This is a genomic window from Paraburkholderia sprentiae WSM5005 (genome assembly GCF_001865575.2).
Taxonomy (GTDB): domain Bacteria; phylum Pseudomonadota; class Gammaproteobacteria; order Burkholderiales; family Burkholderiaceae; genus Paraburkholderia; species Paraburkholderia sprentiae.
The window spans coordinates 2,558,116-2,576,373 of record NZ_CP017562.2 but is presented as its reverse complement, the minus strand read 5'-3'; the positions used below and the strand labels follow the sequence as shown (position 1 = coordinate 2,576,373).

Below are 18,258 nucleotides of genomic sequence, written 5' to 3'. Positions count from 1 at the left end.
CGCATGAGCCCGTCATGCGGCGCAGTTTTGGAAGGGCCGCCATTCTAAACCATGTGCGCGAGCGCGCTGCTGGGTGGCTTGCCGCTTACGCGGCCTGCTCGTGGAACATCGACAGCGCCTGCACCGTGTCGCGCAGCAGCGTGGTGGCTGCTTCGAGCGTCGGCGCGACGTATTCGTCGATGCGCCGCAGATACGGGCAGGTCAGCACCGCAATCGCCTGTCCCGACGGCGCGAGTATCGGGAAGGTCACGTCGGTGACGCCGAAGGTCTGCTGACTGTCCTTCTGCCAGAAGCCCGCCGCGCGGATGCGCTCGCAAGCCTCCTCCAGCGCGTCGCGATCGAGCGTCACTTCGCCCTTCACCTTCGTGTGCTCGGCAAGCATCTGCTGACGCTGCTCGACGCTCTGAAACGCGAGCATCACGCGACCCGAACCGGTGTCGATCAGGCCGACCCGCGAGCCGAGTCGCACCGACATGCCCCACGTGCCCGGTCCGTCGACCTGGGCGATCACCAGCAAGTTGCCGCGATCGTAGACGACGAGGTGGCACGACTGCTCGGCCGCGTCGGCGAAGCGCTGCATCAGCGGCAGCGCTTCGGCGATCAGCCGGTTCATCGGCGGATGACGATGCCCGAGCGCGAACAGCTTGAGGCTCAGCGAGTAGCGGTCGCCGGCCGCCGAGCGCACCACGTATTGCCGCGCGACCAGACGTTCGAGCATCCGGTACATCTCGCTCGCGTTGCGGCCAAGCTGTCGCGTGATTTCGGCGCGTGTCAGTCCCTCCTTCTGCTCGGACAGCAACTCGAGAATGTCGAGGCCTTTGTCCAGCGCGGGGGCGCGATATCGGTCGTCGTCTTTGTCTTCAGCGTCCATAGTGAAGGTTGGAATCCCGTTTGGAGCTCTGATTATCTGGTGCGCGTGGGCGAATGCGTAACATTTCGCGAACTGGAACGCCATTGCTCGGGAAAACCCGGGCATCCGCGCCGCGTAGTTTTCTTGACTTGCAAAAATTCGAATATGAATAATACGTTCACTGGTGAATGAACGCGGGCCGAGGCGATCTGCGCAATGTTACCGTCGCATCTCGCCGCCGCATGGTAAAAACATCACAAACTTGGAGACACGCTCATGGCGGCATCGATAGGATCGAAGCTCGGCCAGCGGCGCCGTATCGGCCGCAGCCCATTGCAGGTGAGCGGACTGAGTCTCGGCACCGCGCCGCTCGGCGGCCTGTACCGCGACCTGTCCGACGAGGAAGCCCACTCGACGATCGCCGCCGCATGGGATGCGGGTGTGCGCTACTTCGACACTGCGCCGCACTACGGCAACACCAAAGCCGAGCATCGGCTCGGCGCCGCCCTGCGCCACTACCCGCGCGGCGAGTACGTGCTGTCGACCAAGGTCGGGCGCCGCTTCGTGCCGCGCACGTCGCCGTTCGACGACCGCGAAGGCTGGCAGAATCCGCTGCCGTTCGAAGCGATCTACGACTACACCCACGACGGCATCCTGCGTTCGTTCGAGGACAGCCAGCAGCGTCTGGGCATCATCGACATCGACATTCTTCTCGTGCACGACATCGGCCGCGTCACGCACGGCGACCAGCATCCGCACTACTGGCGGCAACTGACCGAAGGCGGCGGCTTCCGCGCGCTGGAGCGCCTGCGCTCGACCGGCGCGATCAAGGCGGTCGGCCTTGGCGTCAATGAAGGCGCGGTGATCCTCGACGCGATGGCCGAGTTCGATATCGATTGCGCGTTGCTCGCGGGCCGTTATACGCTGCTCGAGCAGACCACCCTCGACGACCTGCTGCCCGCCTGCGAAGCGCGCGGCGTCAGCATCCTGCTTGGCGGCGCGTTCAATTCGGGCATTCTGGCGCGCGGCGTCGAAGGCGATCTGAAGTTCAACTACGGCACTGCGCCGCCCGAGGTGATAGAGCGCGTCGCGCGTCTGGAGGCGGTGTGCCGCGCGCATAACGTGCCGCTCGCCGCCGCCGCGTTGCAGTTTCCGTATGCTCATCCGGCGGTGGCCACCGTGCTGACCGGCGCGCGCAGTGTCGACGAACTGCGCGAGAACGTCGCGTCGTTCGAGCAACCGATCCCCGCGGCCTTGTGGTCCGCGTTGCGCGACGCGGGCCTGCTCGACCCCCGCGCGCCCGCGCCCGAGAACTGATCCGACCATGCCGATCGACGCTCACCAGCACTATTGGAACCCCGCGCGGGGTGACTACGCGTGGCTGACGCCCGAGCTGAAAGCACTCTACCGGCCGTTCGGCCCCGACGATCTGAAGCCGTTGCGCGAACAGGCCGGCATCGAGCGGACGGTGGTCGTGCAGGCCGCGCCGACGCTCGACGAAACCCGCTACCTGCTCGACATCGCGCGGCACGAGCCGTCGATCGCGGGCGTGGTCGGCTGGGTGCCGCTGCTGCTGCCGAACGCGCCCGAGATGATCGAGGCGCTCGCGCGCGAGCCGAAGTTCAAGGGCGTGCGGCCGATGCTGCAGGACCTGCCCGACGACGGCTGGATCGCGAACCCCGACCTTGCGCCGGCAATCGACGCGCTGATCGCGCACGACCTCGCGTTCGATGCGCTGATCTACGCGCGTCACGTGCACTACGTCGAGATCTTCGCGCAGCGTTTCCCGGCGCTGCGCATGGTGGTCGATCATGGCGCGAAGCCGCCGATTCGCCACGGCCAGGCGGGCTTTCAGGTGTGGCGCGAGGCGATCACGCGGCTCGCCGCATTGCCGCAGGTGCACTGCAAGCTGTCGGGTCTTGCGACCGAGGCGTCACCCGATTGGACCGAGGACACGCTGCGGCCCTACGTCGAGCATCTGCTGAACACGTTCGGCCCCGCGCGCCTGATGTGGGGCAGCGACTGGCCGGTGCTCGAACTGAACGGCGACTATCTGCTCTGGCATTCGGTGGCGACCACGCTGCTTGCGTCGTTGAGCGACGCCGAGCGCGACGCGGTGTTCGGCGACAACGCCGCCGCGTTTTACCGGCTTTGATTTCGTTAGCAGCCCATTCAACTGGAGTCGTAGATGACACAAAGACTGGCCGGCAAAACGGCCCTGATCACCGCGGCGGGACAAGGCATCGGTCTCGCCACCGCCGAACTGTTCGCGCGCGAAGGCGCGCGCGTGATCGCCACCGATATCCGCATCGACGGACTCGCCGGCAAGCCGGTCGAAGCGCGCAAGCTCGACGTGCTCGACGGCGCGGCGATCAAGGCGCTCGCCGCCGAAGTCGGCGCGATCGACGTGCTGTTCAACTGCGCGGGCTTCGTGCACGCGGGCAGTATTCTCGACTGCAGCGAGGAGGACTGGGACTTCGCGTTCGATCTCAACGCGAAGGCGATGTACCGTATGATTCGCGCGTTTTTGCCGGCCATGCTGGAGAAGGGCGGCGGCTCGATCATCAACATGTCGTCGGCGGCGTCGAGTGTGAAGGGCGTGCCCAACCGCTTCGCGTATGGTGCGTCGAAGGCCGCGGTGGTCGGGCTGACGAAGGCCGTCGCTGCGGACTTCGTCACGCGTGGTGTACGCTGTAACGCGATTTGCCCGGGCACGGTGTCGTCGCCGTCGCTCGAACAGCGAATCGCCGCGCAGGCGCAGGCGCAGGGTGCGGCGCTCGATGCGGTGCAGGCCGCGTTCGTCGCGCGTCAGCCGATGGGCCGCATCGGCAAGCCAGAGGAAATCGCCGCGCTCGCGCTGTATCTCGCGTCCGACGAGTCGTCGTTCACGACGGGCCAACTGCATGTGATCGACGGCGGCTGGTCGAACTGATTCTATTGATTGACGAACCGAACACTACTGAAAGAAAGGGAAGTGCAACGATGAAACTGCTTCGCTATGGGCCGAAAGGCCAGGAAAAGCCCGGCCTGCTCGACGCACAAGGGAAGATTCGCGACCTGTCGAAGGTAGTAGGTGACATCGACGGCGCTGCGCTCAGCGATGAAAGCCTCGCGAAACTGCGCGCACTCGATCCGGCGACGCTGCCGGTCGTCGAAGGCAATCCGCGCGTGGGACCGTGCGTCGGCAAGATCGGCAAGTTCATCTGTATCGGCCTGAACTACGCGGACCACGCGGCGGAATCGAATCTGCCGGTGCCGGCCGAACCGGTCATCTTCAACAAGTGGACGAGCGCGATCAGCGGCCCGAACGACGACATCGAAATCCCGCGCGGTTCGAAGAAGACCGATTGGGAAGTGGAACTCGGCGTTGTGATCGGCAAGGCGGCGAAGTATGTCGACGAAGCGAACGCGCTCGAGCACGTGGCCGGCTACTGCGTCATCAACGACGTGTCGGAGCGCGAATGGCAGATCGAGCGCGGCGGCACGTGGGACAAGGGCAAGGGCTTCGACACGTTCGGCCCGATCGGGCCGTGGGTCGTCACGCGCGATGAAGTCGCCGATCCGCAGAACCTGGGCCTATGGCTCGAAGTGGACGGCCATCGATACCAGAACGGCAGCACGAAGACGATGATCTTCAGTGTCGCGAAGGTGGTGTCGTACGTGTCGCAGTGCATGAGCCTGCAGCCGGGCGACGTGATCTCGACCGGCACGCCGCCGGGCGTCGGCATGGGCGTGAAGCCGAACCCGGTGTTTCTGAAGCCGGGGCAGACGGTGCGCCTTGGTATCGAAGGGCTGGGCGAGCAGACGCAGAAGACCTACGCGGCGGAGTGACGCGCGGGCGGTTCGCGAGTTAAGCCGCAATGAGAGAAGCCGTTCCCGTTTTTTTGCGGGAACGGTTTTTTATTTTGAGCTATGAGCTTGCGCCACGCTAACCCCCCGCTTCTTGCTCCCCATTCTCCCCGATCCGGTTCACGGTCCCCTGCGCGACCGCCACCAGCTTCTCGCGATCCCCATCCATTACGAACACGTTGCACTGGCAGGTCGCCTGATGCCTGCCGGCATAGACGACGCTCGCGCGCGCGATCAGCGTGCCCTTCATCGCCGGGCGCAGATAGTTGATCTTGTATTCACCGGTCACGACTCGCGGACCAAGCGACAGCGCGCCCGCGAACGTCAACGCGTTGTCGGCGAGATAGCTGATGACGCCACCATGCACGAAGCCATGCTGCTGCCGCAGTTCATCGCGAATCGGCAGACACAGGGTGAGCTCGTCGCTGCCGGCGTGCACCAGCTCCGCGCCAAGCAGCATGCTGAACGGCTGGGCGTGCAATGCGCCGCGCGCCCGGTCGAGTAGGTCGGTCATCGTGGTTCCTTCGTGCAGGGTCGGTGTGGTGCATCGGTGCAACGGAGCATCCGCGCGGCGCGTGCCGCGCGGTCCCTACCCACTCTAGGAAGTGCCGCTGCGCTGCGCAAGGTGATTCATCGCAATGAGCGGCGCATTGTTGCGCAAAACAATCGCAATCGCGACGATCGCCGAGGAAACCCGCACGTAGACCGCTTTTTGCGAGAATTGGCCTTAAGCCGTCGATCGATCTGCCGTTAACCCTGGTCTAGCCCCCGTCATGCTTTGTTCCAAGGTGTCCACGATGTTCAGCAAGATCAAGGTCGCATCCGGCCTGCTATGTGTTCTGGCCGCGTTCTGCGTCTTCCAGCTCGTCACGGTAGGGTTGGGCTTCTGGTCGCTGACACGCACGCACGACGACGTCGGCGATCTGTCGAACATCGCGCTGAAGCAGGTCGAGACGGTCAACCAGACGACGCAGCGCCTGATGGACGCGCGAATCAATCTGTCGCGCGCCGGCACGCGCATGGTGCGCGGCGGCACCGAGCCCACGGACATCGTGCAGCACGCTCGCGAACAGCTCGTCGCCGCGGATCAGTCGTTCGCGGCCTTCATCAGCGCGCAGAAGACCAGCGACGACAACAGCGCGCGCGCCACCGCGCTCGCCGAACGCTACAAGGCGCTGCACGGCGCGCTCGCGGAGCTCGTGCAATACCTCGACTCGAACAACATCCAGGCCTTCCTCGATCAGCCGACGCAGTCGTTTCAAGACGCCTATCTGGCCGAAGTGCACAACTTCGAGCAATTCGGCGACGCCGCGAGCCGCGCGTCGCTCGATTCGATTGATGCGCGCGTGGCGGCGTTTCGCATCGTCAGCGTGGTGATTTTGCTCGTACTCGTTGCCGGCACGCTCGCCGTGTATGCGGCGCTGCGCCGTGGCGTCGTGGCGCCGCTCGAGGAGGCCGGCCGCCACTTCGAGCGTATCGCGCAAGGCCGTCTCGATCAGCCGATCGCCGCGCGCGGCAGCAACGAAATCGGCCGCCTGTTCTCGGGCCTCGCCACGATGCAGGCGAGCGTCGCGCGCACCGTCAAGAGCGTGCGTGAATCGGCCGACTCGATTCATCTTGGCGCAAACGAAATCGCGACCGGCAACGCCGATCTGTCGGCGCGCACCGAAAACCAGGCGGCGTCGCTGGAGGAAACGGCGTCGAGCATGGAAGAACTCACAGCGACCGTGCGCCAGAACGCCGATCACGCGCGCGAAGCCAACGCGCTCGCCGAGACCGCGCTCGGCGCGACGTCGCGCGGCAGCGAAGTCGTCAACCAGGTGGTCGACAAGATGCGCGGCATCGCGCAGAGCTCGGACAAGATCGCCGAGATCATCTCGGTGATCGACGGCATTGCGTTCCAGACCAACATCCTCGCGCTGAATGCTGCCGTCGAGGCCGCGCGCGCGGGCGAGCAAGGCCGCGGCTTCGCGGTCGTGGCCGGCGAAGTGCGCGGCCTCGCGCAACGCAGCGCGCAGTCGGCGAAAGAAATCAAGACGCTGATCAGCGAGTCGGTCGCGGAAATTCAGGGCGGCTCGACGCTTGTCGAGCGTGCCGGCGAAGCAATGAGCGATGTGTCGGCGTCGATCTCGCGCGTCACGCAGATGATGGCCGAAATCAGCGCGTCGTCGCTCGAGCAGAGCACCGGCATCGAACAGGTGAACCAGGCGGTCGTGCAGATGGACGAGATGACGCAGCAGAACGCGGCGCTCGTCGAGCAGGCTGCGGCGGCGGCCGCTTCGCTGCATCAGCAAACCGAGCAGTTGAAACAGGCTGTTTCCGTGTTCGAGATTTCGGAAAGTGTGTTGCGGACGCAACAGTCAGCGGCATTGCCTGCCACGAGTTCGGAATTCACCGTAACCCGGATGCAATCGATTTAAAGCAGCGACGCTTAAAAACGAGGCAGAAAATAGAAAATGGCTCGCGCAAAGCGAGCCATTTTGCATTAGACGCAAGGGCCTGTAGAGGCGCTTATCGTAACGTCCAAGTTCGTCTCAAGTACCCGAAGGTACTTAGACCGCCTGGATGTTCGCAGCTTGCTTGCCCTTCGGGCCTTGCTTGACTTCGAACGTCACTTTCTGGTTTTCCTGCAGGGACTTGAAGCCCGAGGACTGGATTTCCGAGAAGTGCGCGAACAGGTCTTCACCGCCGTCGTCCGGCGTAATGAAACCAAAGCCCTTTGCATCGTTAAACCACTTAACAGTACCTGTTGCCATTTTTGATCCAAATAAATGTTGTGTATTGCATCGCGACCCCCTTGCTCGGTGCAAGAGCGAGCGCGAGGGAAGAGTTGTATCACGTCTTTATGACGGACGCCAATGAACCTGCATCCGGGTATTCCCCGGTTTTGGTGTCTTTTCGCGCTTTGAGAACGTCTGACGAGAACTTTTTTGCGTCAGGGTTTACCACCGACATTGAATTTTCTCGCGACAGCGCGGCGGCCTCATCGCGAGACGTGCCGCCTTTCTATCGGGACGATCGAACGTCCAACTTCCTCTATCGCTATTCCAAATTCGACTAATCGCCTGCGCTCGACTCGGCGGCGAGCGGCAGCGCCGCATATGCGGTCGCCAAGTGGTAAGGCGTGGTTGACGGCATATCGGCGCGCGCGATGCCGCCGGCCGACGTCTTGCACTCGAACCAGCCGCGTTCATGCAAAAAGCATTGCTGAAAACGCGCGATCTGTTGCGGCAGCGCCGCGCGCACGGCGGGATCGTCGTGACTGGCCAGCGCGCGCAGATATTCGGTCTGGGCCCAGATCCGCTGGGTCGGGTCGCTGACATTGCCGGCCTCGTCGAGCGCTGCGCAGACGCCGCCGTTGTCCGGGTCCACACCATGCTGTCGCGCGAAAGCGAACGCACGCGCCAGCGCTTCGGTGAGGCCGGTGCCGTCGAACAGCGTGCCCGCCTGCCTGACCAGCCAATACCACTCGAACTGATGTCCCGGCTCCAGACGGTTGCCGCTCGCGCCGATCGGCAACTCGGCGATGCAGCCGCTCGGCGCATGCACGAAGTGTCGCGCGACCGCGCCCGCGAGCCGCCGCAACGCGGCGGCGAACACGTTGTCGCGCGTCGCTTCACAGGCGGCGAGCCACGCTTCGGTCAGATGCATGAGCGGATTCTGCAGCGGCGTACCGGTGACTTTTGAAAAATCGACGTTGAGCGCCGCGTTGAACAGATCACCGTCGGCCGCGAAGTTGGACTGGATCAGCGCGGTCGTGCCGTGCACGAGCTTCAACGCGTCGGGGTTGTCCGAGCGCCGCGCGTATTCCGCGCACGCGAACACCACGAACGCATGCGTATAGAGGTCCTTGGTCGTGTCAAGCGGAGCGCCGAGCGCGTCGACGCTGTAGAACCATCCGCCGTGGTCGGCGTCGCGAAAGGTGCGCGTCAGCGAATCGAACAGCACGCTCGCGTGTTCCATGTCGCCGGCTTGCGCATACGTGAACAACTGTCGCGCGCACGCCATCGCCCGATAGCGCTGCGCGCGCAGCGGCTGATCTCCGGTGGCGTCTAGCGCTTCGTAGGGCAGCTGCAGCGCCTCGTTGAAGCCGGGCCCGTGCCACATCGGCAGCACCACCCTCGCGAAGTGCTCGCGCAGCGCGGTCGCGGCGGTGGTCGTCGAAGGGGAGGCAGGGGTCGTGCTTGGCATGTTCGGATGGTTCGGGCGCGCAAGGTGCGCAGTGTGACGAGGCAAGTGTGCGGCCTAGCATAAAGCAAACCCCTCGCGCTGACAGCAACGCGAGGGCGTGAAAGGCGCGAGTGGGCGTGAACGGGCGCAAATCGTCGGGGAATGGCTTCGGCGCAGGCGGAGCGCCATGCGACAATGCTGGCTCTAAATATTCCACAATGGCAATGACGAGCGGCATCCGGCGCCCCGTTCCCGGCGATGACCGCTCTTTTCTCTATGGCAGACTCAGTAGCATCCCCGCAGTCCAAGCCCCGGCGCGTCGCTTCGAAAAAGCAGCGCCAGGGCGCGCTTTCCACCGAAACCGAAAACAAGCTGGCGCGCGCCGCGCGCTCGGCGCAACACCTTGCGCAACTGAGCGGCATCGCGCGCGACGACAGCACGCTCGAGCTATTCCCTGACGATCCGACTCGCGCGACGCTCGAGGCGATGAACATCGACGTTCGCCAGGGCACACTGCACGGCTTCGAATTGCCGGACGTGGTGCTGCAGGCGGTCGGCGCATTGGACGAACACGCGTCTGTCGACAAGGCGGCGCGCCGCGCACCGCGGGTGGCGAAGCTGGATGCACTGGTCTCGGTGAACGAGCAGTTGAGCGGGTTCGATGCCGAGCCGGTGATGGCGGCTGCCGAGGCGCGCGCAAACAATGCCGCGAACACTGCCCCCGACGACGGAGCGCCGAACGCGGAAGCAAACACTGACGACAAATGCACCGTAACGTCGCGCGAGCCATCCTCACCGCTCAACCCGGCGATGGCCGCCGCGACCGTCGCGCGCAGCGTGACCGCGTTGCGCCAGGCGGCCGAAGCGGAGTCGGCCGCGGCGGCGGGCGCAGGCAAGCCGCAGCAGCGTTTCGCTGCGAGTTTCGCCAAAGCGGCGACGGCATCGCGCGGCGCGTCCGCGGCTCCGGCTACATCGTCCGCCGCGACCGATGGCAGCAGCGCGAGCCGGTCGTCTGACGAGCCCGCGACCCGTACGCAGTCCGCCTCCTCAGAGGCTGCAACCGCGCAACAGCACGACAGGCCCTCGGCCACCCGGCCGGCGTCCGCAGACAACCGCGCGGGAATCGCCGCTTCGTGGCGTGACGCGCGCCGCACCGACGGGGCAGGCGCCGCGCTTCGCTCGGAGCCGGAACTCGACCGCGCGCGTGCCACCGCGTTCGCCGATACCGTCGATGCGCTTTATGGCGTGATCGCCGATCAACGCCGCGCCGCGACGGATCATTCGCGGCGCATGAAATGGATGCTGTCGATCGTGGTCTGTGCGCTGCTGGCGACAGTGGCGATCGGCATTGCGCAGACGCTGCTGCTGATGCGCCTCACGCGCGAGACGACGGCCCAGCAATACCGAACCGAACAGATGATGCAGACCCAGCAAGCCGCGATGGTGAGCCTGCTCGACGCGCGCACAGCGATGGCAGCGACGGCGACAGGAAATGGAGCATCGGCGCCCGTCGCGACGAACACCACCGCGTCGCCGCAGCCCGGCGTTACGCCGACGCATGCGAGACACGCCCGCGCTGCGCACGGCCACTCGTCCAATCGTTAAATCGGGGACGTTGTTTGGATGCAACAAATCCCCGCGCAGCAAGCGTGCGATACCCGCCGCACGGAAAATTGCTGCAGCGCACTAGCATTTGCCTAGGGAAAAACCCTATAATCACGGTTAAGGGAAAACCCTAGCAATGCAGTCACTAACCGGGAGTCGCCATGAGCTACATCTTTGCACTGTTCCAAAAGGTCAGCGACCTCTTTGCGTCGCCCCATCTGCCGCTGGATTCGGACTATTCGTACGCAGCGCGTGCCCGTGAAGCGGAGCGTGTGCGCCGCGCGCAGGCCACGCTGTTCGGCATCAAGCTGACCGACTGATACCAGCCGCACTGCCGTGAGCGCGGGACAACGCGCCAAGGCACGCACCTCGATGTGCGTTCCATTGAGCCACTATTCGCGAATGCGAATGGTGGCTTTTGTTTTGGAGACGCTGCCATGCGACGCACGCCATCTCCGCTGCCAGAGCGGCAATGTCAGCGCTCGACACTCCCGAGGCACAACGCTTGCGAAATATTTCGGGCCCGAAATGAATGTAACCAGCCTTCAGGCCGATGCAGCGAGTCGAAGAAAAGCGTCGCCCCGTTGAGCCTTGCTGAAGGAGGCTCAGAAGCGAAATCGGGTTTCCGTCATCACTCCCCACCTATGAAATGCGCGCTTACAAGTGGTCACGTCTCCGAGCGGTTCAGCCCGCTAAAGTGGCTCTCAAGCGTACGGCGTCCGGTTCAGGTCACTAACGAAGCGAACCAAGCCAATCGTATGACCCAGCAAACGCGGACGCCGGCCTTGAATAAAACTTTGACGGGAGGTCAATATGAAAACCTTGGGCAACACATCTCGCTCGCTTATCGCAACGCTGCTCGCGGGCGGCGCATTCGTCGCGGCCGGTAGCGCATTCGCGCAAGACCGCGTGATCGTCGAAGACCACACGGCGCCGGTCGTGTACGGTCAACCGCATATGATGCCGGTGGGCGTATCCATCAACATCGGCTGGCACGGCGATCGTTATTGGGACGGCCACCGCTACTGGCAACACGATGACTGGATGCGCCACCATCCGCATGACTACGATCCGCACCACCGCGGCGACGGCCGCGACGATCGCGACGATCACCGCCCGCCGCCGCGCTACTAATGCGCGCCTGACGTCGCCGTCCCGCGCGGCGCGAGTCCACGAAGCCGGTCTTCCCTCCGCGGGAAGGCCGGCTTCGTCGCATCTGGGCGGTGCAAGTCCACCCTGGCATTGCGCGTGCTGCGCTATGCTTCGGAGCTTTCATCGACGGCAGCGGGAGCGCGTGTGAACACGACGACGCAGGATGTAGCGATAGGGGTGGTGGGCACGGGGCTGATGGGCGTCGGCATTGCGACGCAGGCCGCGTTGCATGGGTACCGGACGATCGTGCACGACGTCGATCCGGCGCGGCTCGCGAGCGTCGCGCCGAAAGCGGAAGCCGTGCTCGACGAGCTAATCGACGCGGGCCGGATCGATCATGCTGCCAGACAGGCGGCGCTTGCGCGCATCGAAACGCATGCGCAACTCGACGCGATCGCGCGGGCGCGCTTCGTGGTCGAAGCGATTCCGGAAGTGCTCGAACTCAAGCATCGACTTTACGCAAAGCTGGCCGGGCTGCTCGCCGACGACGCGATCCTCGCAAGCAACACGAGCGGCTTTCCGCCCGATCAGCTCGCCACACCGCTGCGCGCGAAAGAACGTTTCGTGATCGCGCATTTCTGGAACCCGCCGCACATGATTCCGCTCGTCGAGATCGTACCCGGCAGCGCGACGGCGCCCGAAGTCGTGCAGCAAACCGCCGGACTGATGAGCGCGATCGGCATGGAACCGGTCGTGCTCGCAAAGGCGATTCCGGGCTTCGTCGGGAATCGGCTGCAGTTCGCGGTGCTGCGCGAGGCGTTGCACATCGTCCGTTCGGGCGCGGCGACGCCCGAGGTCGTCGATCGGGTGATGAAGGCTTCGCTTGGGCGCCGCTGGGGCATCGTCGGACCGTTCGAGGGCGCCGATATGGGGGGACTCGACACGTTCGTCGATATCGCGTCGCATCTGATGCCGCAACTCGCAAAGGACGAAGACGTCATCGATCTGCTGCGTGCGCAGGTCGACGCGGGGCGTGTCGGGGTGCGCAGCGGGGCCGGGTTTCATGACTGGGACGAAGCGCGCATAGCGCGGGTCAAGGCAGGACGCAAGCGCGTGATCGGGCGCGGCTAGTGCGGTATGAATAGCCGTTCCTTGCCTGCTTCTGCGCTGCTTTCGCGCTAACTGTCGCACGAATCATCAGCGAACCCCGAGACCATCATGTCCCACTACTTCTACGACCCCGCCGCCGGTCACGGCCTGCCGCACGATCCTTTCAAGGCGATCGTCGCGCCGCGGCTGATCGGCTGGATTTCATCGCGCGATCCCGAAGGCGCGCTCAACCTGGCGCCGTACAGCTTTTTCGGCGCGTTCGCGACCTTTCCGCCGATCATCGGTTTTAGCAGCGAGGGCCGCAAGGACAGCCTCGCCAACATCGAGGCGACCGGGGAATTCGTGTGGAATCTCGCCACCCGGCCGCTTGCCGAGCAGATGAACCGTTCGTCGGCGCCGGTTGCGCCGCACGTCGACGAGTTCGCGCTGGCCGGGCTCACACCCGCACCGGGCCGCAATGTCGCGGTGCCGCACGTGGCCGAATCGCCGGCCGCGCTCGAATGCAAACTGCTGCAAATCGTGCGTCTGCACGACGTCGACGGCCAGCCGATGGACAACTATTTGTCGCTCGGCCAGGTGGTCGGCGTGCATATCGACGACGCGTATCTGAAGGACGGCCTGTTCGACACGCACGCCGCGCAGCCGATCATGCGCGCGGGTTATCGCGCCGACTATGCGCAGATCGGCGAGATGTTTCAGATGTTCCGGCCGACGGCCTGAACCCGCCGCGCATTAGCTTCACGGATTAGCTGTACCGCTGCTCGATGCTTGCAACTGGCGCTCCACCGCGCCGGTTGCAGCGCCGTTCGCTTCCAGGCAGATCCGTCACCCGCGCTCGCCTTCGAGCCTGAACACGCTGACCAGCTGCGCGAGCCGCGCAGCCTGTTCGCGCAATTCGGCCGCCGCGGCTTCAGCGTCGCCGACGATCGTCGCATTCTGCTGCGTCGCCTCGCCGATCTGCGTGACCGCCAGATTGACCTGCTCGATGCCGCCCGATTGCTCGCGTGACGCGACGTTGATCTCGCTCATGATTGCCCGGATCTGGCCGACCTGCGTGACGATTCCCTGCATCGTCGCGCTCGCTTCTTCGGCGATGCGAAAACCGCTGTCGACGTTCGCGCTCGACGCCGCGATCACCCCCTCGATTTCCTTCACCGCCACCGCGCTGCGCTGCGCGAGCGCGCGCACTTCCGTCGCGACGACCGCGAAACCCTTGCCGTGCTCGCCCGCGCGCGCCGCTTCGACGGCCGCGTTCAACGCAAGAATGTTGGTCTGGAAGGCGATGCCCTCGATCACCGTGGTGATCTCGGCGATCTTCTGCGACGAACGGCCGATCTCGCCCATCGTCGACACCACGCGCTCGACCGCGCGGCCGCCTTCGAGCGCGGCGTCGGCGGCATGCGTGACGAGCGTGTTCGCCTCGGTCGCGTGATCGGCGTTCTGCTGCACGGTCGACGTGATCTGCTCCATGCTCGCTGCGGTTTCCTCGAGGCTGCTCGCCTGCGTCGCGATGCGCATCGCGATGTTGCCGCTGCCGGCGGCGATTTTCTCGGTGCCCGCTGACATGTCGGCCGACGCGTTGCGCACCTGCGCGACGATGCGCGCGAGCCCCTCGCCGATGCCGTCGATCGCCAGCATCAGGCGGCCGATCTCGTCGGCACGCGCGCGGCCGTGCTGCGTGACGCGCACGCTCAGATCGCCCGCGGCGAGACGCTCGGACGCGCGCGCGGCTTCGTCGAGCGGACGGCTGACGAGCCGCCGCACCGCGACGAGGAACACGATCGCGAACAGGCCGGCGAGCGCCAAGCCGAGCAGCAGGAACGCGTTGCGGGTGCGTACGACTTCAGCCATCACTTCGTCGCGCGGCGCGACGCCGCCGACGAGCCACTGCCACTGCGGCACCGTGACGAACGACACGAACTTGTCGCGCGCGTCGCTCTCGCCGAGCGTCGCGTCGGCCGAGCGGTAGTCGAGCTCACCCTGCTTCATATCGAGCATGCGTTGATAGGGCGCGTTCGCGTCGTCGGCTTTCTGGCCCGAGGCGGCCGGATGCACGAGCAGCTTGCCGCGCTCTGCGCCGCCCGACGCGTCGAGCACGAAGTAGTAGCCGCTCGCGCCGATCTTCAGCGCGCGGATGCCGTCCTCGACCGACTGGATCTCCTTGTCCACGTCGACACCGACGAACAGCGCGCCGATCACGCGGCCGCTCGCGTCGGCGATCGGCCGGTACTGCGTGATCATGCGCTTGCCGAACAGCGTGGCGAGGCCGGTGTAGGAGCGGTTCCCGAGCAGCGGCGCATACGCCGGTCCCTTGCGGTCGAGCAGCGTGCCGACCGCGCGAGTGCCGTCCTGCTTCTTCAGCGACGTGGTCACGCGCACGAAGTCATCGCCGTTGCGCGCAAAAATGGTCGCGACGGCGCCGCTGCGCTCGAGGAACTGGTCGGGAATCGTGAAGTCGAGGTTCAGCACCTTGCCGCCGGCCTTGAAAGTCGGCGCCGCGGTGCCGCCGATGTCGACTTTTTGTATCTCGTCGAGCGAGAAATCGGTGGGCAGGAAGCTCGCGAATAGCGCCATCGACCGATCGACTTCAGCCGACAGCGCCTTGTCGAATAGCGCGATCATCGCCGTGATCGAGCGGTCTTTCTCGGTGATGCGTTCGAGTACCTGATCGCGCACCTGCTCGCCGGCGGCGCGCGCGAGCGCCCACGCGAAGGCGGAGAAAATCAGCGCGACCAGCACGCAGGAGAGCACGGCAAGCCGTGCGCCGACGCTGGCGCGGCGCAACAAGAGAAAGTTCATGGGCAAGCGCGTAAAAGGGACAGGCGATGCGCGTGATGCGGCCGGAAACGGCATCGATTCACTGGTTTACGGCTTGCGAGACGGGGCCTTTAATACGCGCGAATGCGAGAAGGTCTTCTAGCGATGCTCAGCGTGCCTGATCGACGGCGCGGCCGGACGCGTTTCACGCGTTTCGCCACGTCCGCAGCAGCAGCGCATTCGTGACGACGCTGACGCTCGAAAACGCCATCGCCGCGCCCGCGAGCATTGGATTCAGCAAGCCGAACGCAGCCAGCGGGATGCCGATCAGGTTGTATACGAACGCCCAGAACAGGTTCTGCTGGATCTTGCGCCAGGTTCTGCGCGAGATGTCGATCGCGTCGGCGACGAGCGCCGGGTCGCCGCGCATCAGCGTGATGCCGGCGGCGTGCATGGCGACGTCGGTGCCGGTCGCCATCGCGATGCCGATGTCGGCGGCGGCGAGCGCGGGCGCGTCGTTGATGCCGTCGCCCGCCATCGCGACGATACCGGCGTGGCGCATCTTCAGGTCGCGGATCACCCGGGCCTTGTCGTCGGGCAGCACGTCGGCGTGGAACTCGTCGATGCCGAGCGCCCACGCGACGCTCGCCGCACTGCCGCGGTTGTCGCCTGTCAGGAGCACGCTGCGCACGCCCATCTGCGCGAGCCGCGCGACGGCCGCGCGCGCGCTCGGCTTCACCGTGTCGCCGAACGCGATCAGCGCGAGCGCTTCGGGAGCGCGAGGCGCGCGCGTCATCAGCCAAGACACCGTGTTGCCGGCCGTTTGCAGTTGGTGCGCGCGGTCGGTGAGCGCGCTCGGCAGCGCGATGTCGAGCTCGCGCAGCCAGCGCGTGCTGCCGAGCGCGAGCGTGCGGCCGTCGACGTCGGCTTCGACGCCCCGGCCGGCGACGGCGCGAGCGGCGGTGGCGCTGAGCCCGCCCTTGTCAGCGCCGGCAATTTGCCCGAACTGAGCCTCGTACGCGCGCACCACCGCCCGCGCCAACGGATGATCGCTATGCCGCTGCACCGCCGCCGCGAGCGCGAGCGCTTCGTCGCGGCTCATTTCGCCGACCGGCTCGAACGCCGTGACGGATGGCTGGCCGAGCGTCAGCGTGCCGGTTTTGTCGAACGCGACGATCGACACGCGATGCGCGATTTCCAGCGCTTGCGCGTCCTTGATCAGCACGCCGTGGCGCGCAGCGACGCCGGTGCCGGCCATGATCGCGGCAGGCGTCGCGAGTCCGAGCGCGCACGGGCAGGCGATCACCAGCACCGCGACGGCGTTCAGGATGGCGGTTTCGCCGCCCGCGCCGGCGAGCAGCCAGCCGATCAACGTCAGCGCGGCGATCGCCAGAATCGCGGGCACGAAGACTTCGCTGACGCGGTCGACGAGCCGCTGGATCGGCGCCTTCTCGGCCTGCGCGCTTTCGACCAGCCGGATGATGCGCGCGAGCGTCGTCTCCGCGCCGATCGCGGTGGTCGTCACCACGAGCGCGCCTTCGCCGTTGATCGAGCCGGCCGTGACGGCGTCGCCGGCCTGCTTCGGCACCGGCAGGCTTTCGCCCGTGATCAGCGCTTCGTCGATATGCGTGCGGCCTTCGAACACCGCGCCGTCGACCGGCACGCGCTCGCCCGGCCGCACGATCACCACGGTGCCGACCCGCACCTGCGCCAGCGGCACCTCGCGTTCGACGGCGCCGTCGCGGATGCGCGCGCGCTCGGGGCGCAGCGCGTTGAGCGCGCGGATCGCGTCGGTGGTCTGGCGCTTCGCGCGCGCCTCGAGCCATTTGCCGAAGCGCACCAGCGTGATCACGACCGCCGATGCCTCGAAGTACAGATGCATCGTGTCGCCCGGATGCATCGCGAGTTCGTAGACGCTCATGCCATACGCCGCCGATGTGCCGAGCGCGACCAGCAGATCCATGTTGCCCGCGCCAGCGCGCACCGCGCGGTAGGCGGCGCGATAGAAGCGCGCGCCGAACACGAACTGCACGATCGACGCGAGCACGAACTGCGGCCACGGCGGCAGCGTCGCGTGAAGGCCGAACCATTCGCCGAACATCGGTGCGACGAGCGGCACCGTCAGCAGCGCGGACGCGACGACGCTTGCAAGCTCGCGGCGGGTTTGAATCCGCTTGCGCTCGACGCTCGCGGTGGTGGGTGAGGTCGTATCGGCTGGGGCGACGGGAGCGGGCGGCGCGCTCAGCGTCGCTTCGTAGCCGGCTTGCCTGACGGCGGCGATCAGCGCGCTGGCATCGGCGGATGCGGCGCTTTGCGGATGCACGGTGGCGGTTTCGGTCGCTAGATTGACCGACGCGCGCGCGACGCCAGGCACCTTCGCGAGCGCTTTCTCGACGCGCAACGCGCAGGCGGCGCAGGTCATGCCGCCGATCTCCAGTTCAGTGGTTCCCGACGTGGTGGCGCGTGTCGCGGTTTGCGTCGCGGTGTGCGCGCCCATATCGGCGTTCGCGACCGGCGTCGCTTCGTATCCGGCTTTGCGCACGGCATCGGCCAGTTGCTGAGACTCGAGCGTCGCGTCGCCTTCCACGCGGGCGCGCTCGGTCGCGAGATTCACCGTCGCGCGCGCCACCCCTGGCAGCTTTGTCAGCGCTTTTTCGACGCGGCTTGCGCACGACGCGCAAGTCATCCCGCCGATCTCGAGTTCGACGATGCGCGTGGGCGAGGAGGAAGAGGAAGCGCCGGCGGGGCGCTGCGGGTTGGCAAGTCCGGTCATGGCAGGCAAGGCTCGTGGCGGCATTGGGCCGCATTGCCAATCCAGTATCGAC

The 18,258-nt window shown here is 65.9% G+C and carries 17 protein-coding genes; 11 read left to right on the top strand and 6 right to left on the bottom strand.

Annotation, left to right across the window (positions count from 1 at the left end; all coding sequences use genetic code 11):
- Positions 1–85 precede the first annotated feature (85 nt).
- A complete protein-coding gene (locus BJG93_RS28415; protein WP_027195384.1) occupies positions 86–871 on the bottom strand; it encodes an IclR family transcriptional regulator in 786 nt (261 codons plus the stop codon).
- A 255-nt stretch (positions 872–1,126) separates the two neighbouring features.
- Here BJG93_RS28415 and BJG93_RS28410 point away from each other — a divergent pair, with 255 nt between their 5' ends.
- Genes BJG93_RS28410 through BJG93_RS28395 form a run of 4 tightly spaced genes read left to right on the top strand, consistent with a single transcriptional unit; the run spans position 1,127 to position 4,681 of the window.
- A complete protein-coding gene (locus BJG93_RS28410; RefSeq protein WP_027195383.1) occupies positions 1,127–2,167 on the top strand; it encodes an aldo/keto reductase in 1,041 nt (346 codons plus the stop codon).
- Positions 2,168–2,174: 7 nt separating this feature from the next.
- Entirely contained in the window at positions 2,175–3,005 is an 831-nt protein-coding gene (locus tag BJG93_RS28405) for an amidohydrolase family protein (protein ID WP_027195382.1), read from the top strand.
- A gap of 33 nt (positions 3,006–3,038) precedes the next feature.
- Positions 3,039–3,782 carry an SDR family oxidoreductase gene (locus tag BJG93_RS28400; protein WP_027195381.1) on the top strand — a complete coding sequence of 248 codons (744 nt, stop codon included), beginning with the start codon at positions 3,039–3,041 and terminating at the stop codon, positions 3,780–3,782.
- A gap of 50 nt (positions 3,783–3,832) precedes the next feature.
- Positions 3,833–4,681 (top strand): ureidoglycolate lyase, encoded by an 849-nt coding sequence (locus tag BJG93_RS28395; RefSeq protein ID WP_027195380.1) that lies wholly within the window; start codon positions 3,833–3,835, stop codon positions 4,679–4,681.
- Positions 4,682–4,778: 97 nt separating this feature from the next.
- Here BJG93_RS28395 and BJG93_RS28390 read toward each other — a convergent pair whose 3' ends face one another.
- Positions 4,779–5,213, bottom strand: a complete 435-nt coding sequence (locus tag BJG93_RS28390; RefSeq protein ID WP_027195379.1) for a PaaI family thioesterase — start codon at positions 5,211–5,213, stop codon at positions 4,779–4,781.
- A gap of 283 nt (positions 5,214–5,496) precedes the next feature.
- Between BJG93_RS28390 and BJG93_RS28385 the strand changes: the two genes are divergently transcribed.
- Positions 5,497–7,119, top strand: coding sequence for a methyl-accepting chemotaxis protein (locus BJG93_RS28385; protein WP_027195378.1), 1,623 nt, complete (start codon positions 5,497–5,499; stop codon positions 7,117–7,119).
- A gap of 132 nt (positions 7,120–7,251) precedes the next feature.
- On the opposite strand, the gene BJG93_RS28380 is transcribed toward BJG93_RS28385, so the two are convergent.
- Both BJG93_RS28380 and BJG93_RS28375 read right to left on the bottom strand, forming a co-directional pair.
- Positions 7,252–7,455, bottom strand: coding sequence for a cold-shock protein (locus BJG93_RS28380; RefSeq protein WP_027195377.1), 204 nt, complete (start codon positions 7,453–7,455; stop codon positions 7,252–7,254).
- A 301-nt stretch (positions 7,456–7,756) separates the two neighbouring features.
- Positions 7,757–8,890 (bottom strand): AGE family epimerase/isomerase, encoded by a 1,134-nt coding sequence (locus BJG93_RS28375; protein ID WP_027195376.1) that lies wholly within the window; start codon positions 8,888–8,890, stop codon positions 7,757–7,759.
- Between the two features lie 255 nt (positions 8,891–9,145).
- On the opposite strand from BJG93_RS28375, the gene BJG93_RS28370 reads away from it, so the two are divergent.
- From BJG93_RS28370 to BJG93_RS28350, 5 genes are all read left to right on the top strand, one after another.
- Complete coding sequence (locus BJG93_RS28370; RefSeq protein WP_027195375.1) at positions 9,146–10,474, top strand: hypothetical protein; 1,329 nt, start codon at positions 9,146–9,148, stop codon at positions 10,472–10,474.
- A 161-nt stretch (positions 10,475–10,635) separates the two neighbouring features.
- Positions 10,636–10,794 carry a hypothetical protein gene (locus BJG93_RS28365; protein WP_162842048.1) on the top strand — a complete coding sequence of 53 codons (159 nt, stop codon included), beginning with the start codon at positions 10,636–10,638 and terminating at the stop codon, positions 10,792–10,794.
- Between the two features lie 493 nt (positions 10,795–11,287).
- Positions 11,288–11,608, top strand: a complete 321-nt coding sequence (locus BJG93_RS28360; protein WP_027195374.1) for a hypothetical protein — start codon at positions 11,288–11,290, stop codon at positions 11,606–11,608.
- A gap of 213 nt (positions 11,609–11,821) precedes the next feature.
- Complete coding sequence (locus BJG93_RS28355; RefSeq protein ID WP_051374256.1) at positions 11,822–12,697, top strand: 3-hydroxyacyl-CoA dehydrogenase family protein; 876 nt, start codon at positions 11,822–11,824, stop codon at positions 12,695–12,697.
- 87 nt (positions 12,698–12,784) lie between these two features.
- On the top strand, positions 12,785–13,396 hold the full coding sequence (locus BJG93_RS28350; protein ID WP_027195372.1) for a flavin reductase family protein: 612 nt from the start codon (positions 12,785–12,787) through the stop codon (positions 13,394–13,396).
- A 105-nt stretch (positions 13,397–13,501) separates the two neighbouring features.
- On the opposite strand, the gene BJG93_RS28345 is transcribed toward BJG93_RS28350, so the two are convergent.
- Positions 13,502–15,475, bottom strand: a complete 1,974-nt coding sequence (locus BJG93_RS28345) for a methyl-accepting chemotaxis protein (protein ID WP_027195371.1) — start codon at positions 15,473–15,475, stop codon at positions 13,502–13,504.
- On the opposite strand from BJG93_RS28345, the gene BJG93_RS36145 reads away from it, so the two are divergent.
- The gene (locus BJG93_RS36145) at positions 15,474–15,596 is read left to right on the top strand and encodes a hypothetical protein (protein WP_269217465.1); all 123 of its coding nucleotides are present in this window, start codon (positions 15,474–15,476) and stop codon (positions 15,594–15,596) included. The genes BJG93_RS28345 and BJG93_RS36145 overlap by 2 nt on opposite strands.
- A gap of 42 nt (positions 15,597–15,638) precedes the next feature.
- Here BJG93_RS36145 and BJG93_RS28340 read toward each other — a convergent pair whose 3' ends face one another.
- Positions 15,639–18,206 carry a heavy metal translocating P-type ATPase gene (locus tag BJG93_RS28340; protein WP_027195370.1) on the bottom strand — a complete coding sequence of 856 codons (2,568 nt, stop codon included), beginning with the start codon at positions 18,204–18,206 and terminating at the stop codon, positions 15,639–15,641.
- Positions 18,207–18,258 lie beyond the last annotated feature (52 nt).

Coding starts and splice junctions, on each gene's coding strand:
- BJG93_RS28355 (WP_051374256.1), top strand. CDS start 11,822: ATGGGCGTCGGCATTGCGACGCAGGCCGCGTTGCATGGGTACCGGACG.
- BJG93_RS28380 (WP_027195377.1), bottom strand. CDS start 7,455: ATGGCAACAGGTACTGTTAAGTGGTTTAACGATGCAAAGGGCTTTGGT.
- BJG93_RS28390 (WP_027195379.1), bottom strand. CDS start 5,213: ATGACCGACCTACTCGACCGGGCGCGCGGCGCATTGCACGCCCAGCCG.
- BJG93_RS28395 (WP_027195380.1), top strand. CDS start 3,833: ATGAAACTGCTTCGCTATGGGCCGAAAGGCCAGGAAAAGCCCGGCCTG.
- BJG93_RS28385 (WP_027195378.1), top strand. CDS start 5,497: ATGTTCAGCAAGATCAAGGTCGCATCCGGCCTGCTATGTGTTCTGGCC.
- BJG93_RS36145 (WP_269217465.1), top strand. CDS start 15,474: ATGGGCAAGCGCGTAAAAGGGACAGGCGATGCGCGTGATGCGGCCGGA.
- BJG93_RS28340 (WP_027195370.1), bottom strand. CDS start 18,206: ATGACCGGACTTGCCAACCCGCAGCGCCCCGCCGGCGCTTCCTCTTCC.
- BJG93_RS28375 (WP_027195376.1), bottom strand. CDS start 8,890: ATGCCAAGCACGACCCCTGCCTCCCCTTCGACGACCACCGCCGCGACC.
- BJG93_RS28350 (WP_027195372.1), top strand. CDS start 12,785: ATGTCCCACTACTTCTACGACCCCGCCGCCGGTCACGGCCTGCCGCAC.
- BJG93_RS28360 (WP_027195374.1), top strand. CDS start 11,288: ATGAAAACCTTGGGCAACACATCTCGCTCGCTTATCGCAACGCTGCTC.
- BJG93_RS28400 (WP_027195381.1), top strand. CDS start 3,039: ATGACACAAAGACTGGCCGGCAAAACGGCCCTGATCACCGCGGCGGGA.
- BJG93_RS28415 (WP_027195384.1), bottom strand. CDS start 871: ATGGACGCTGAAGACAAAGACGACGACCGATATCGCGCCCCCGCGCTG.
- BJG93_RS28365 (WP_162842048.1), top strand. CDS start 10,636: ATGAGCTACATCTTTGCACTGTTCCAAAAGGTCAGCGACCTCTTTGCG.
- BJG93_RS28370 (WP_027195375.1), top strand. CDS start 9,146: ATGGCAGACTCAGTAGCATCCCCGCAGTCCAAGCCCCGGCGCGTCGCT.
- BJG93_RS28410 (WP_027195383.1), top strand. CDS start 1,127: ATGGCGGCATCGATAGGATCGAAGCTCGGCCAGCGGCGCCGTATCGGC.
- BJG93_RS28405 (WP_027195382.1), top strand. CDS start 2,175: ATGCCGATCGACGCTCACCAGCACTATTGGAACCCCGCGCGGGGTGAC.
- BJG93_RS28345 (WP_027195371.1), bottom strand. CDS start 15,475: ATGAACTTTCTCTTGTTGCGCCGCGCCAGCGTCGGCGCACGGCTTGCC.